The sequence below is a fragment of the Pseudomonas sp. MWU12-3088 genome (assembly GCF_023242405.1).
GTDB classification, from domain to species: Bacteria; Pseudomonadota; Gammaproteobacteria; order Pseudomonadales; family Pseudomonadaceae; genus Aquipseudomonas; species Aquipseudomonas kribbensis.
Map to the genome: position 1 here is coordinate 237,265 of NZ_JALJEA010000006.1, position 13,057 is coordinate 250,321.

At 60.6% G+C, this 13,057-nt stretch carries 10 protein-coding genes; 5 read left to right on the forward strand and 5 right to left on the reverse strand.

Annotated elements, in window-relative coordinates:
• Nucleotides 1-29: 29 nt before the first annotated feature.
• The 3 genes from M5B98_RS16585 to M5B98_RS16595 form a co-directional block, all read right to left on the reverse strand.
• Nucleotides 30-2,453 (reverse strand): TonB-dependent siderophore receptor, encoded by a 2,424-nt coding sequence (locus M5B98_RS16585; RefSeq protein WP_248743289.1) that lies wholly within the window; start codon nt 2,451-2,453, stop codon nt 30-32.
• Nucleotides 2,454-2,551: 98 nt separating this feature from the next.
• A complete protein-coding gene (locus M5B98_RS16590; protein ID WP_248743290.1) occupies nt 2,552-3,535 on the reverse strand; it encodes a FecR family protein in 984 nt (327 codons plus the stop codon).
• A gap of 40 nt (nt 3,536-3,575) precedes the next feature.
• Nucleotides 3,576-4,076, reverse strand: a complete 501-nt coding sequence (locus M5B98_RS16595; protein WP_045121794.1) for a sigma-70 family RNA polymerase sigma factor — start codon at nt 4,074-4,076, stop codon at nt 3,576-3,578.
• 345 nt (nt 4,077-4,421) lie between these two features.
• On the opposite strand from M5B98_RS16595, the gene M5B98_RS16600 reads away from it, so the two are divergent.
• Nucleotides 4,422-7,136: an AAA domain-containing protein gene (locus M5B98_RS16600; protein WP_248743291.1), complete on the forward strand. Its 2,715-nt coding sequence runs from the start codon at nt 4,422-4,424 to the stop codon at nt 7,134-7,136.
• Nucleotides 7,133-7,444: a hypothetical protein gene (locus tag M5B98_RS16605; RefSeq protein ID WP_248743292.1), complete on the forward strand. Its 312-nt coding sequence runs from the start codon at nt 7,133-7,135 to the stop codon at nt 7,442-7,444. Before M5B98_RS16600 ends, M5B98_RS16605 begins: the two co-directional genes overlap by 4 nt.
• Nucleotides 7,445-7,461: 17 nt before the next feature.
• On the opposite strand, the gene M5B98_RS16610 is transcribed toward M5B98_RS16605, so the two are convergent.
• Nucleotides 7,462-8,175, reverse strand: coding sequence for a class I SAM-dependent methyltransferase (locus tag M5B98_RS16610; protein WP_248743293.1), 714 nt, complete (start codon nt 8,173-8,175; stop codon nt 7,462-7,464).
• Between the two features lie 180 nt (nt 8,176-8,355).
• Here M5B98_RS16610 and M5B98_RS16615 point away from each other — a divergent pair, with 180 nt between their 5' ends.
• The 3 genes from M5B98_RS16615 to M5B98_RS16625 are packed head-to-tail and all read left to right on the forward strand — an operon-like array spanning nt 8,356 to nt 12,274.
• Nucleotides 8,356-9,525 carry an aromatic ring-hydroxylating oxygenase subunit alpha gene (locus M5B98_RS16615; RefSeq protein WP_248743294.1) on the forward strand — a complete coding sequence of 390 codons (1,170 nt, stop codon included), beginning with the start codon at nt 8,356-8,358 and terminating at the stop codon, nt 9,523-9,525.
• Between the two features lie 39 nt (nt 9,526-9,564).
• The gene (locus tag M5B98_RS16620) at nt 9,565-11,226 is read left to right on the forward strand and encodes a choline dehydrogenase (RefSeq protein WP_248743295.1); all 1,662 of its coding nucleotides are present in this window, start codon (nt 9,565-9,567) and stop codon (nt 11,224-11,226) included.
• 13 nt (nt 11,227-11,239) lie between these two features.
• Nucleotides 11,240-12,274 (forward strand): GlxA family transcriptional regulator, encoded by a 1,035-nt coding sequence (locus tag M5B98_RS16625; protein WP_248743296.1) that lies wholly within the window; start codon nt 11,240-11,242, stop codon nt 12,272-12,274.
• Nucleotide 12,275: 1 nt separating this feature from the next.
• Here the strand turns inward: M5B98_RS16625 and M5B98_RS16630 are convergent, their stop codons facing one another.
• Nucleotides 12,276-13,004, reverse strand: coding sequence for a class II aldolase and adducin N-terminal domain-containing protein (locus M5B98_RS16630; protein WP_248743297.1), 729 nt, complete (start codon nt 13,002-13,004; stop codon nt 12,276-12,278).
• Nucleotides 13,005-13,057: the final 53 nt, after the last annotated feature.

Consider the following 13,057-nt stretch of genomic DNA (forward strand, 5'->3'; position numbering starts at 1 on the left):
CACGCCGTGCGGGAACGAGCCTCGCGGGGTCAGAAACCGACGCTGGCCTGCACGAAGAACGTACGCGGCGCGCCGACATACATCCCGGAGTTGTTGTCGCTGGAGCGGGTGAAGTACTGCTTGTCGAAGATGTTTTTCACCCCGGCGCCGAGTTTCAGGTTCGACAGCTGCGCACCGAAGTCATAACCGCCACGCACGTTCCAGGTCACGTAGCCCGGGATGTCGCCGTACTGGCCGTCCGCCGTGCCTTCGGTGATGTAGTTGTTGCTGAAGCTGCCGTCGGCATTCACGCCGGTGCCCGGCGAGCGCTGTTTGGACTGGGCGAATCCGTCGATGTTGTAGGTCCAGCGGTTGATGTCGTAGCGCAGCCCGACGGTCGCCACCTGACGCGAATAGAACGGCAGGTCGCGGCCCTTGAAGCCCGGAATCTCCCCTTCATACGTGGCGCGGGTGTAGGTGAAACCGGCGTTGGCGGTCAGGCCATCGAGACGCGGATCAAGCGCCGCCATGTCGTAGTGCACCGAAGCCTCGATACCCTGGTGCTTGGTGGCGCCGAGGTTGGTCCAGCCCACATCGTTGCTGATGTATTGCAGCTCATCGTCGAAGTCGATGTAGAACAGCGTCACTTCTCCGCCCCACACATCATCGTTGTAGCGGGTGCCGATTTCGTAGGTCTTGGCCTTTTCCGGCTCCAGGCCATTGGCCGTCTGGTCACCCGAGCCGCCCTGGCCCAGCTGGAAATACTGCAGGCTGCCGAACGAGGTTTCGTAGTTGGCAAACAGCTTCCACGCATCCGACAGGTGATACATCACGCTCAGCGCCGGCAGCGGTTCGTTGCTCTCGATGCTGCGGTTTTTTTCCGGCACGCGTTTGCCGGCGGTGTCGAGCACGGCGCGGTCGTGCCAGTCGGTGTTGATGTGCTCGAAGCGAATGCCTGGAGTGATGGTCCATTTGCCGACGTCGATCTTGTTGTCGACGTAGACCGAGTTGGCCTCGGTGCCGCCGGTACGGTCCTGGAACACATGGCCATCGGACGTCTTGGTGACCACCGGCTCATTGTTGACCAGCGCCAGACGGCTCGACTGCTCGTGCATGGCCTCTTTAAGGTAGCGATAACCGACGCTGACTTCCTGAGTGGTCGGACCGACATCGAATACCCGCGAGACACGTGGCTCGATACCCAGCGTGTAGTAGGAGCGCGGGTACGAGCTCAGGGTTTTCTGGTCGCGGGCGGCGATGGTGCTGCCACGGAAGCTGTCGGTGTAATAGGTCAGCACTTCAGCCTGGGTGCGCTCGTCGATCTGACGGATCCACTTGAACGACACATCCTTGCGGCGGCCGCTGAAGTTGTCGTAGTCGCGCACCGAGTCGTACGGTTTGTCGTCGTACTGCTTCTGCGTCAGGCCGCCGGGCATGTCGGCGCTGGCGTCGTAATAGTGGAAGTTGAGGCTGAAGTCGTCCTGATCGGTCGGCGCCCAGTGGGTTTTGAGCAGCACGTCGTCGATGTCGTTGCCGTTGTTGCGCTCGCGGTAACCGTTGCCGTTGACGCCGGAATACAACAGCGCGACGCCCATGCCGTTGTCGGCGGTGCCGCCAAGGAACGCGGTATCGATGTGTTTCCAGCCGCCATAACGGGTGGTTTCCAGGATGGTGCCGATTTCACCGGTGGCTTTTTCCGGGATGGCACGGGTCACGAAGTTGATCACGCCGCCGACGTTCTGTGGCCCGTAACGCACGGAACCGGCGCCGCGCACGACGTCGATGCTGTCGAGGTTGCCGGAAGAAATCGGTGCCATCGACAGTTGCGGCTGACCGTAAGGTGCGAACGCGGCTGGCACGCCGTCGATCAGTACGGTAGAGCGCGGCGACAGACGCGAAGTCAGGCCACGAACGCCGACGTTCAGCGAGATGTCGCTGCCCCCGGTGCCGTTGGAGTCCTGCACCTGCACGCCCGGCACACGCTTGAGGACGTCGCTGACGTTCATTGCGCCCTGCTCGACCATGGCCTCGCGGCGGATCACCGTCCGTGCGCCCGGGTGGTTCTGCACCACGGCGGCATCGGCGTCGCCGAGCCAGTCACCGACCACTTTGATGTCGGTCACGCCCAGTTCCAGCGGGCCGTTGGCGGCTGCGGCCGGCGCTGGCGACAGGGTCACCGAGCCTTCATTGATCTGATAGTTCAGGCCGCTGCCTTGCAGCAACTGGCGCAGCGCATCCTCCGGTGAAAGATTGCCATCGACGGCCGGGGCCTGTTTGCCGGCGACCAGGTCCGGGCTGAAAAACACTTGCAGCGAGGTTTGCTGACCCAGTTCGCTCAGCGCCTGGCCCAGTGGTTGCGCGCGGATATGAATGGCGTCGGCGGCGAATGCCAGCGGCATCGCAGCGTTGACCGCCAGCGCAAGCGCCAGCGGCAACCAAGGGGATTTTTTGTTGTTGGCAGTGGTGTTTTTCACGTCGTACGGAGTCCTGTGGATCGCAAGAGTGTGCGGCTGTTAATGCAAACCAGTTGCAGTTGAACAGGAAGACGACGAACTCGAAAAAAACCTGAATTTTATTTTGAAATTATTTCCTGACTGCCGTCGGCGTGGGTGCGCACGGCCACCGGAAGAATGCTCGGCAAGGCCTTGAGCAAGGCGTCGGTATTGTCGGATTTGAACACGCTGGTCAGGCGCAGCTTAGCCACGGCCGGGTTGGCGACTGTCAACGGCTTGTCGCGGTAACGGGACACCTCTTCGACCACTTCACTGAGACTGGCGTTGTTGAACACCAGTTTGCCGCCGCGCCACGCCGTCAGCTCCGCCGGGTTGACCGCGTAGGCCTGAGCCACAACGCCATGGGCGTCGACATGGGTACCGAGGCCGGCCGTCAAGTTGATGAACACGTTGTCCGGCGCATGCCGCCCCTGCACCTTGACGGTGCCCTGCTCCACGGCGACCCGGGTTTGCGTCACGTCGCGGCGCACATCGAAGCGCGTGCCGGTGACCGTGACCTTGCCGCTGCCGGCTTCGACCACGAACGGTCGCGAAGTGTCGTGCTCGACGCTGAACATCGCCTCGCCTTCGGTCAACTCGATCAGGCGCCGATCCTTCTCGAAACGCACCTGCAAGCGGCTGCGGCTGTTGAGATCGATCACCGAGCCGTCCGGCAACGCCACATGCTTGCGTTCGCCCAACGCGGTGACGAATTCGGCGCTATAACCCGCTGGGTGATTCAAGCCACTGAACAGGCCGAGCCCGAGGGCCACCGCGACCACACTGGCCGCCACCGCATAACGCAGCAACGGACGGCGCTCACGTCGCGTTGGCGGGGTTTCACACAGAGCCTTGAGCCGTGGCGCCGGCAGCAGATCCGCCGCCGTCCACAAGCCTTGCAGCAACTGGAATTCGTCACGGTGCTGCGGATGTTCGTTCAGCCAGGCTTCGAAGTTCCGATATTGTTCGGCGTCGACAGCAGGCTCCTGCAAACGCACAAACCAGCGTGCCGCCTCATCGCGCACCGTTGTTTGCCCGCACGCGCAATCACGAGTATCCATCATGGAATGTCCTGTTTGGCTGGGGATGAAAAGACGCCGCGGCTCATGATTGCGCCCCGTCCAGGCGATCACGCAGATGCCGCAGGGTGCGGATCATATACTTTTCCACCATGTTCTTGGACAGGCCCAGGCGTTCGGCGATTTCCGCCTGGGTCAGGCCTTCGATCTTCTGCCAGACGAAAATCCGCCGGCAGTTGACCGGCAACTCCGTGAGCGCCCGTTCGATGGAATCGGCCAGCTGGATCGCATGCATGTAATGCTCCGGGTCGCCGGTCGGCGACTCACTGAGATCGATCGCCTCCGACTCCATGGCACCCCGCCGGTCCTCACGCCGATAGCCGTCCACCGCGATGTTGCGCGCCGTCTGATGCAGATACGCCCGGGGTTGCTGCACCGCCGACGAATCGGATTCGAGCACCCGCACAAAGGTGTCGTGCGCCAGATCCTCGGCCTGCGAGCGATTGCGCAGGCGACGGGTCCAGGTGCCGATCAACTCTTCGTAATGCTCGAGAAAGCCGGGTCTGCGGGGCAGCATGGGGATCATTGCGGCGTGCTGAGGAAAGGGGCGTGAATAGTAATGCTTCCTATTAAGCCGAAGCAATGGATTCCTCGGGAATGCCAACGAGGTTGTTTGACACTGTGCAAAGCCGCTTTTGGTCGGTCGACCACCGGTTCAGGCCGGAAGCGAGCGTATACGGAAACAGGTCCGCTCCCTTTCAGGATTTCCGTCTTCGTACAGCGCCGAAGTTCTGGGAGATTCCAACTGCACAAGCCCTCTATCAGCCTGGTACGCAATGATGGCAAAATGACCACTATCGGAGAATCAACGACATCCTGTGGTTCGCAGTGAAGCGCAGTCGGATATCGTGCGAATGGACTAAAGGGACGTATGGTATCGATTCAGGTGTGTGGCGAGGACAAGACCCCGAAGATTAGCGACTGGTCGATTCACTGGAGCGATAAGCACGAAATCCTTCAACTGACTTGTCATTACCCCTCCAGGAAAACATACACGCGTCCGATCAGTGACTGCCGTGTTACTCCCACCCGCGAACTGGTTGAGATGTTGCTGACCAGGTCCGATAGTGCGATCGTCAAACCCATTGCCAAGGCGACGATCTACGGTGAGCGATATGCCGTCGTGTATTACCCGGCTTCCGACAAACCGTATGTCTACAAGATGGACGGCATCGGCTTTACCCAACCGACAGCGATGAAGCGTTCGCCGGTCTTTCGCTATTTTTCAGCGGTGGCAGATGCCCGGCGGGATCACGCCAAGTCAAATACTGACCGTGAGATCGCAGCCAACGTCCTGCGTCAACTGGAAAAACTGCCCGCCAGTGCCGACACCGCTCTGCAGGCATACTGTACGGGTCGCAACGGTACACTGACGCCGGGTCAAGGGCTGATCTATCCATTTGGACTGAACGAGAGCCAGCTCTTGGCGGTCGAGCAGGCCTTCCGTGCGCAAGTCAGCGTGATCGAGGGCCCTCCGGGAACCGGCAAGACCCAGACCATCCTCAACATCATCTCCAATATCCTGTTGCGCGGTCAGACGGTTGCCATGCTGTCCAACAACAATGCAGCAGTGGAAAACGTCTACGAGAAACTGGAGAAAAGCGGCCTGGGCCACCTCATCGCCAAGCTCGGCAACCGGGACAACCGCGAAGACTTCTTTGCTGACCTGCCGCCTTGGCCATCAAGCGAGCCCGAGCCCGCACCGACACTCGACGAGATTCAAGCCTTGCTGGCTCGCTTGAAGCAGCACTTGCATGCCCATAATCGAGCGGCGCAGTTGCAGATGGAGCTTGATGAACTCGCAGTTGAGCGACGCCACCTGCAGCAATGGCTGACAGACAGCCACATACAGACCAACCATTTGCTGGATAAATACAGACTTTCGCCGCGCAAGACTGCGGATCTGATGGCTTATCTGACCCATCTCGGTGAGGAGCGAATCCGCTTTAAAGATCGAGTAGAACTGCTGTTCAATTTCAAGATCTTGCGCGCCAGGCCATTCGCTCAAGGCGATACACGCTTGTCTGTCTTTCATGCCCTGCAGATACACTTTTACGACAAGGCGTTACAAGACACTGAAGCGGAGTTACAGGCGTGTCGGGAATCGCTGGCGCGCGCAAACTTCAAGGTCTTGTTGGACGAGTTGAAATCGGCATCGATTCGTTATCTGAAACAGCAATTGAAACGCCCGACACCATCCTCGGACAATTTTGATACCAAGACGTACCGTCAGCAGTTCGATGCGTTCTTGAAGCGTTTCCCGATCCTGGGTAGCGGTACGCACTCGATCGTCAATTCGATCGCGCCGGGGGCGATCCTCGACTACGTGATCATCGACGAAGCCTCACTACAAGACATTGTGCCGGGCATTCTGGCTCTGGGCTGTGCACGTAATCTGATCATCGTCGGCGACAGTCGCCAATTGGCGCACATCCCGATTTTGCTGGGTTTGCAGGCGCCCGCCCCTGCATACGATTGCGAGCGCTACAGCCTGCTCGACTCGTGCATCGAAGTGTTCAGGGAATCGCTTCCCAGAACCTTGCTGAAAGAGCATTACCGCTGTCATCCCAAGATCATTCAGTTCTGCAATCAGCAGTTCTATGACAACGCTCTGGTGCCAATGACCGAGGATAAAGGGGAAGAGCCATTGCGCCTGGTGGTGACAGCCAAAGGCAACCACACTCGCCAAAATGTCAACCTGCGCGAGCTGGATTCCCTACTCAAACTGCTCGGTAACGAGGGAGAACCGATCGGGTTGGACGGCGATGGCCGCGGCTTCATCGCGCCATTCCGTGCGCAGGTCAATCTTTCCGGCACGCACCTGCCAAAAGACTTCGCCAAGGACACCGTGCACAAATTTCAGGGTCGAGAATGTGACGAGATCGTTTTCTCCACGGTGCTGGACAAAAAGCGCTACAACCAGGAGCGTAGCCGCCTGAACTTCGTTGATGACCCACGCATGATCAACGTGGCGGTATCGCGCGCCAAACACCGTTTCACCCTGGTGACCGGTGACGACGTGTTCACCAGCAACAACGGCCACATAGCGGCTCTGATGCGCTACATCGCTTATTACGCGCATGAGGATCAGATCGTTCGCGCCCCCGTCGTATCGGCCTTTGATTTGCTGTACCGAGAGTTTGATCAGTCTCTGGCGCGCCTGGACGCCCGCCTGCGGCCAGAAGACTCACGGTACAAGTCCGAGCAGATCGTGGCGCATCTGTTGCGCCAGAAACTGATCGCTCCGGAGTGCCGTTCATTGATGTTCCATACGCAGGTCAAACTGCATCAGATCGCATCACCACGCAACCACGATTGGACAGACCGTGAGCGATCCTTCATGGCGCGCGCCAGTTGCGACTTCGTGATCTATTACAAGGTGGGCAAGATCCCTGTAGGAGTCATTGAGGTCGATGGCGGCTCTCACGACCGACCCGATCAGGTGGCGCGGGACAATTTGAAAAATGGCGTTTTGGCGAAAAGCGGCATTCCCATACTGCGTCTGCGTACCGTCGAGAGCCGCATCGCGGAAAGAATCGGTGAATTCACCGCTCAGTGGGCCAACCCGACACAGGTTAACTTATGACTAGAAGCCTCAGGCTTCAAAAAAAGCTCCATTCACTGCATCTGCTGACGACAGCCGAAGAGGTGGTGCGAGATAGCAGTCTTGTCGAAAAACTATGGGCGCTCAAGCAGGGCGACAGGTTTGAACTGAATCGGGCGTCTTTCAGATCGTGGACTGTTCAAAGGTATCGCTTGGAGTTTGTGATAACGAGAGGGCCAGTACGTGGGCACTGGCTGCACAAAGAATTTGACGCGACAGAACTTGAGCTATTTTTTACGGCAAAGAATTTTGACGGCATCTGTCACGGCTGGATTCTGTTTGACGAGTGATAGCCTCAAATTCAGCGCTAACTCCTGGCAATCTCTGCCTTGCGTGGGCAGAACCACCCATGCATCAACCCCGCCTGAAAGAATTGGACCGGCGCCTCGAACCCCGCCGAATCGATCAGTCCGGCGACCTGTGGCGCCGGCAGGATCGCCACATCGCTGGCATACGCCGCACGCGCTCGTTCGAGCATTTGCGTCGGCACCTGGGCCGAAGCCATCAGCGTCATCCAGTGACGCAGCAATGCTTCGTAGGCCGGCGATGCGGTGTCAGAAGCGAGATCAGCGTTCGCCAGAATCCCGCCCGGCACCAGACGACGGGCAATCTCGTGGAAAAAGCCGATACGGGCCTGCGGATCGAGCAAAAACTGCGACACCAGAAAACAGGTCGCCCCGTCGTAAGCGGATTCATCCGTCAGCGTATCGAGATAGCCTTCGTGAAAACGGCAACGGGCCAGGAAGCCGCCTTCGGTCGCTCTTTGACGGCACACGTCGAGCATCGCGCCCGAAGGGTCGACCCCGGTAAATTGCCAGCCGGGAAACCGCTGCGCCAGGTGCGCCATTTCCACACCGGTGCCCACGCCGACACAGAGAATCCGGGCATTTTCCGGCAGGCCCGCGAACACTGAATCCAGCAGCAAATAAAGAGCATCACGAATGGGCGCCATGCCGCTCCACTGTTTGTCATAGACAGCGGACTGCTGGTCGAACAAAGCCTTGAGTGCTTGATTGTCCATGGAGAAATTTCCTCTGCATCATGATCGCGGTGAAGTTTCATTATCGCAGGGCTGTCAAGGCCTCCACGGTACAGCCTGCGATTGATCATTCCGCCCAGCAACTGGTCGCAATCCATCAACCCCACCCCCGCCCCGCACCCTAGATTAGATCCCACAACAACAAGCCGTGGAGATCGCCTCATGCACAGTTTCCAGACACGCAAGCAGCACAGCCCGGTCGACGCCTGGGATCAGCAGGATCCAGAGCAGGCCTTCACCCTGCCCTCGCGCTATTTCTACGACGACAGCCTGTTCCGTGCCGAGCGCGACAACATTTTCATGAAGGCCTGGCATGTCGCCGGGCATGCCAGTGAGTTCGCCGAACCGGGGCAGTTCGTGGTCACCGATCTGTTCGATCAGAGCGTGGTGGTGGCGAAGAACCGGCAGGGGCAGATCCACGGCTTTCACAACGTCTGCCAGCATCGCGGCAATCGCTTGCTCGAAGAACGCCGTGGCACCACCGGTGGCGTGGTGCGCTGCGCCTATCACTCGTGGTGCTACGAGATGGACGGCAGCCTGCGCGGTGCGCCTCGTTGCGAGCGGATGAAGAATTTCGAGCTGGCGCAATTCAACATTCCCCAGGTGCGCACCGAGGAACTCGGCGGTTTCATCTACTTCAACCTCGATCCGAATGCGCCGTCGCTGCGGGATCTATTCCCCGGTGCCGATGAGGAAATGCGTCGGGTGTTCCCGGATCTGGCCGACATGCGCCTGATCGAGGAACAGGACGTCATCGTGCCGGCCAACTGGAAGGTGATCATGGACAATTCCATCGAGGGCTATCACTTCAAACTGTCCGGCCCGTGCCACATCGACCTCGCCCGGTTGATCGACTTCAAGGGTTATCAGTTGATCAAACGCGACAACTGGTGGACCTACGCTGCACCGGCCAACCTGTCGGCGACCGAAGCCTATGGCGTGCCTTTGAAAAGCGAGCTGAATCCGCAGGAATGCTTCTTCAACATCGGCATGTGGCCGAACAACACCTTCTACACCTTCCCGTTCTCCGAGTTTCTCGGCTCGTTCATCATGATTCCGCTGGATGCCGAGCGCTCGCTGCTGCGCTTCGGTTACTACTCCAGCAACCCCGAGACGGCCGCCGTCAGTAAGGCGTGCATGAAGTGGATGAACGAAGACCTCGGCCCCGAAGACATCGCCCTGAACATCTCGGTGCAAAAGGGCCTGCGCTCGCTCGGCTACGACCAGGGCCGCTACATGATCGACGCCCAGCGCAGCAATGAAAGCGAGCATCTGGTGCATCACTTTCATCGCCTGGTGTTCAACGGCATTCACGGCCATTCCGTGGACTGATCCGCCCTTCCCTCGTCATTTGTCAGAACGGAGCAAACCATGGACGAAACCGGGTTTGATTACCTGATCGTGGGCGCCGGCTCGGCCGGTTGCGTGTTGGCCAATCGCCTGAGCGAAGACCCGAGTGTGCGCATCCTGCTGCTGGAGGCCGGCCCTGAAGACAAGAGCTGGACGATCGACATGCCCTCCGCCGTGGGCCTTGTGGTGGGCGGCTCGCGCTACAACTGGCGCTATCAGTCCGAGCCCGAGCCGTACCTTGACGGGCGGCGGATCGGTACGCCAAGAGGCCGCACCCTCGGCGGCTCATCGTCGATCAACGGCATGGTCTACATCCGTGGCCACGCCCGGGATTACGACGGCTGGGCCGAACAGGGCTGCACCGGCTGGAGCTATCGCGAAGTGCTGCCGTACTTCAAGCGTGCGCAGACTCACGCCGACGGTGGAGATGACTATCGCGGCGCCAGCGGCCATTTGCACGTCACTCCCGGCGATGTCGAAACACCGTTGTGCGCGGCGTTCATCGCGGCCGGGGCCGAGGCCGGTTATGGCGTCAGCGAGGACTTGAACGGCTATCGCCAGGAAGCCTTCGGCCCGGTGGATCGCACCACACGCAACGGTCGGCGCTGGAGCACTTCGCGCGGTTATCTGAGCGAAGCGTTGGCCCGGGGCAACGTGCGAGTGGTGACCGATGCACTGGTGCTGCGCATCCTGTTCGAGGGACGGCGAGCGGTCGGGATTGACTATGAACAGAACGGCGAAACAAACACCGTCCGCGCCCGTCGGGAAGTGCTGCTGACCGCCGGGGCGATCAACTCTCCGCAGTTGCTGTTGCTCTCGGGCGTGGGCCCGGCGGCAGAGCTGCGCGACCTCGGCATCAGCGTTATCCACGATCTGCCGGGCGTCGGCAAACGCCTCAACGATCACCCGGATGCGGTCGTGCAATTTCGCTGCAAGCAACCGGTGTCGCTGTATCGCTGGACCACCGCGCCGGGCAAATGGTGGATCGGTGCGCGCTGGTTCGTCCGTCACGATGGTCTGGCGGCGAGCAACCATTTCGAGGCCGGTGCATTCCTGCGATCACGGGCCGGCGTCGAACACCCGGACCTGCAACTGACCTTCATGCCGCTGGCCGTACAACCGGGCAGCGTCGAGCTGGTGCCGACCCACGCGTTCCAGATCCACATCGACCTGATGCGCCCTACGAGCCTGGGCAGCGTGACGTTGCACAGCGCCGAACCGCGGCGGCCGCCAAGGATTCTGTTCAACTACCTGAAGACTGCGCAGGACCGTGCCGACATGCGCGCCGGCGCACGGCTGGTGCGCGAGATCCTCGACCAGCCGGCCATGGCCCCGTTCAAGGGCGAAGAACTGGTGCCGGGCCGTTCGGTGCAGACCGACGCCGAGCTCGACGCCTGGGCGCGGCAAGTCACGGAAACCGGCTACCATGCCAGCGGCACCTGCAAGATGGGGCCGATTGGCGACCCTGAAGCCGTGGTCGATCCACAACTGCGAGTGCACGGCCTCGACGGCTTGCGCGTCGTGGACGCATCGATCATGCCAATGATCGTCAGCGGCAACACCAACGCACCGACGGTGATGATCGCGGAAAAGGCCAGTGACCTGATCCGCAACCTCGCCCCGCTGCCAGCCGCCGATGTACCGGTGTGGACCCATCCGCACTGGCAGACCGAACAACGATAAAGCAGAGATGGCGATGACCCGATCCGCTGAAGCTGTACCGCACTATGAAGCACCGCTGCGAGTGGCGGTGCTGTTGCTGCCGGCGTTCTCGAACTTCGGTCTGGCGGCAGTGCTGGAACCGCTGGCCATCGCCAACTGGCTGAGCCAGCGTACGCTGTTCGAGTGGACGTTGCTGTCCTTGCAGCAGGGCCCGGTGACGGCCAGCAACGGTCTGGCGAGCATTGCCGAAGCTGGCTTGAACAACGAGCAGGCCTTCGACGCCTGCGTGGTGCTGGCCAGTTTCGAGGTGCATCAACACAGCCGCAACCCGGCGCTCAAGAGTTGGCTGCGCAAGCAGGCGCTGTTCGGCGCGGTGTTGATCGGCGTGGAAACCGGCACCGAACTGCTGGCCGCTGCCGGCGTGCTCGACGGCTACGAAGCGGCGGTGCATTGGGACAACCTGCAGGGTTTTCAGGAGAGTTACCCCAAAGTCCACGCCAAACCGCAGCTCTACACCCTCGAACGCCAGCGCCTGACTTGCGCAGGCGCGACCACCATTCTCGACATGCTGCTGGGCTGGATCGGCCAGCGCTTCGATGCGGATCTGGCCCGTGAAATCGGCCTGCATCTGCTGATGGGCCAGATGCGCGCGCCGGCGGACAATCAGCTCGACGGCGGCCTGGGCAACAGCGGGATGTACGGCAACAAGATCCGCCGTGCCGTGCAACTGATGGAAAAGGCGCTGGAAGAGCCGCTGGACTGCGAGGCGATTGCCAGTGAAGTCGGCCTGTCGCGGCGGCAACTGGAGCGCCAGTTCAAACATCAGACCGGGCTCTCGCCGCTCAAGTACTACATCACCCTGCGCCTGGCCCGGGCACACAACCTGCTGCAACAGACACAGATGAGCGTGGCCCAGGTGGCGGCGTGTTCGGGGTTCGGATCGCTGGAGCATTTCTCCCGCACTTACCGCGCACGGTTTGGCTGCCCGCCGAGCGAGGACCGGCGCCAGGCGTGGAGCGCGCCGGTGATGCGCCAGCCGTTGAGCAAGGCGCACTTGTCGCAAGAATGAGTCACTGCCGGTACGCCGGCTCGTCCTCATCAAGAATGCCCATCAATGCATTGAAATGCTTGTCCGCAAACCCCGGATAATCCAGCCACTGCCGACAGGTCTTGCGCGCCACTTCATCGCTGGCCACGCGCAACTCACGCCCGGTCGCTAACGCGGTGATGTATACCTCGCAAGCCCGCTCGAAGTAATACAGATCATCAAACGCCTGAGTCACGCTCGGTGCCGCGACCAGCAATCCGTGATTGCCCATCAGCAGGATCGGCTTGTCACCGAGCAGCCTGCTCACCCGCTCCGCCTCTTCCCCAAGGCCCATGCCATCAAAACCGTCATCAATCACCACCCGCTCGAAAAACCGCATGCTGTTCTGCTCGATCGGTGGCAGTCGTGAGTCCTTCAGGCAGGCCAATGTCGTCGCGTATTTGCTGTGGGTGTGGAGGATGCAACGGGCCTGGGGCTGGTTGCGGTGCAAGGCGCTGTGCAAGGCCCAGGCAGTGATGTCCGGGGCGTCCGGGCGATCGAGACTGGCCGGATCGTCGGCATCGAGAAGCAGCAGATCACTGGCGCGGATCCGCGAAAAATGTTTGCCGTAAGGGTTGATCAGAAACTCGCGACCGTCCTGCGAAGTGGCCACGCTGAAGTGATTGGCGATGGATTCGTGCAGGTTCAAGCGCGCGGCCCAGCGCAGGGCGCAGGCCAGCTGGATTCTCAGGTATTGGACGTTGTCGTGCATGGCGCGGCCTCCCGGTTTCATCCGAGTGTAGAGCGCATGCATTCATCGACTTG

Excerpts from the sequence above, each read along its gene's own strand:
- M5B98_RS16590 (WP_248743290.1), bottom strand. The coding sequence starts at position 3,535 with ATGATGGATACTCGTGATTGCGCGTGCGGGCAAACAACGGTGCGCGAT.
- M5B98_RS16595 (WP_045121794.1), bottom strand. The coding sequence starts at position 4,076 with ATGATCCCCATGCTGCCCCGCAGACCCGGCTTTCTCGAGCATTACGAA.
- M5B98_RS16600 (WP_248743291.1), top strand. The coding sequence starts at position 4,422 with ATGGTATCGATTCAGGTGTGTGGCGAGGACAAGACCCCGAAGATTAGC.
- M5B98_RS16605 (WP_248743292.1), top strand. The coding sequence starts at position 7,133 with ATGACTAGAAGCCTCAGGCTTCAAAAAAAGCTCCATTCACTGCATCTG.
- M5B98_RS16610 (WP_248743293.1), bottom strand. The coding sequence starts at position 8,175 with ATGGACAATCAAGCACTCAAGGCTTTGTTCGACCAGCAGTCCGCTGTC.
- M5B98_RS16615 (WP_248743294.1), top strand. The coding sequence starts at position 8,356 with ATGCACAGTTTCCAGACACGCAAGCAGCACAGCCCGGTCGACGCCTGG.
- M5B98_RS16620 (WP_248743295.1), top strand. The coding sequence starts at position 9,565 with ATGGACGAAACCGGGTTTGATTACCTGATCGTGGGCGCCGGCTCGGCC.
- M5B98_RS16625 (WP_248743296.1), top strand. The coding sequence starts at position 11,240 with ATGACCCGATCCGCTGAAGCTGTACCGCACTATGAAGCACCGCTGCGA.
- M5B98_RS16630 (WP_248743297.1), bottom strand. The coding sequence starts at position 13,004 with ATGCACGACAACGTCCAATACCTGAGAATCCAGCTGGCCTGCGCCCTG.